Source organism: Vibrio sp. Vb1554, assembly GCF_033344235.1.
Genome location: NZ_JAWPOJ010000446.1, coordinates 1 through 1,054 on the forward strand (window position 1 = coordinate 1; position 1,054 = coordinate 1,054).

The window sequence follows — 1,054 nt, forward strand, 5'->3', positions numbered from 1 at the left end:
GGCTTTGTTGCGTAATTCAGACGAGAAACCAAACCTCCTAAAGTTGAGCGACTTTTATACAATATACTGAGTTTCAGGCATACCAAGCCCTGTAAGTTTGTTCAGTGCTTTGATCATGGCGTAAGTCTCGCCAACCTGAGCGTTGTAATTTCTTAGACTTAATTTCCCACCTAGCAACTGTTTTACTCGGTACATTGCGGTCTCTGACAGAGAGCGCTTATGATAGCCATACCGCTTTTTCCACTTCTTGTTGGAGCCGTAGAGCTTCTGGCAACCTACCGCTAAGTTACGAGGGTGCCCTTGTTCCCAGAAGGCTGCTCCTTCTCTTGGCGGGATGAGCGGAACAGCTCGCTTGATCCGTATGGCATCATGGCAATTCCTTGTGTCATAAGCGCCATCGCCTGATATCTCAATGATTTTACGACGTGTTTGCTTGAGTAAGTTGGGGAGCACTTCGGCATCAGTTACGTTAGATAAGCTCAGCTCTGCTGCGACTATTTCGTGGGTGCTTGTATCTACCGCGATATGCAGCTTACGCCAGACTCTTCGCTTCCCATCAGTTCCATGCTTCTTGACCTTCCATTCACCTTCGCCATAAACCTTGAGGCCAGTGGCATCAATGGCCAGATGTTGTATTGCTCCTCTGGTTTTGGTTTTAAATGAAACTTCAACTTCCTTAGCTCGGCGGCTTATACAGGTGTAGTGCGGGCAAACAAGCGGGATGTTAGCCAGCTTAAATACGGAGTCTAGAAAACCTTGCAGCGCTCTCAAGGGCATAGAGAAAACGCGTTTCACCATCAGTGCAGTAGTAATGGCTAAGTCGCTGAATCGGCGAGGTCTACCACGCTTGCCTTGTTTGTTTTGCTTCCACTCAGCTATCGCTTCCTCATCAATCCAAAAGGTCAGAGAACCACGGTTGATTAAGGATTTATTGTACTGCTTCCAGTTAGTTGTTTTGTAACGAGGTTTAGGCATGAGGCTACGACGATTGATGGGCGTAGCCGCTCAGATCGTAGTTTCTTGATTTAGTTCCATCGAATTACGCAACAAAGCC

1 protein-coding gene is annotated in these 1,054 nt (G+C 47.2%); it reads right to left on the reverse strand.

Annotation, left to right across the window (positions count from 1 at the left end; all coding sequences use genetic code 11):
- Positions 1-54 precede the first annotated feature (54 nt).
- Positions 55-975: an IS5-like element ISVa2 family transposase gene (locus R8N28_RS26945; protein ID WP_010446562.1), complete on the reverse strand. Its 921-nt coding sequence runs from the start codon at positions 973-975 to the stop codon at positions 55-57.
- Between the last annotated feature and the right edge of the window lie 79 nt (positions 976-1,054).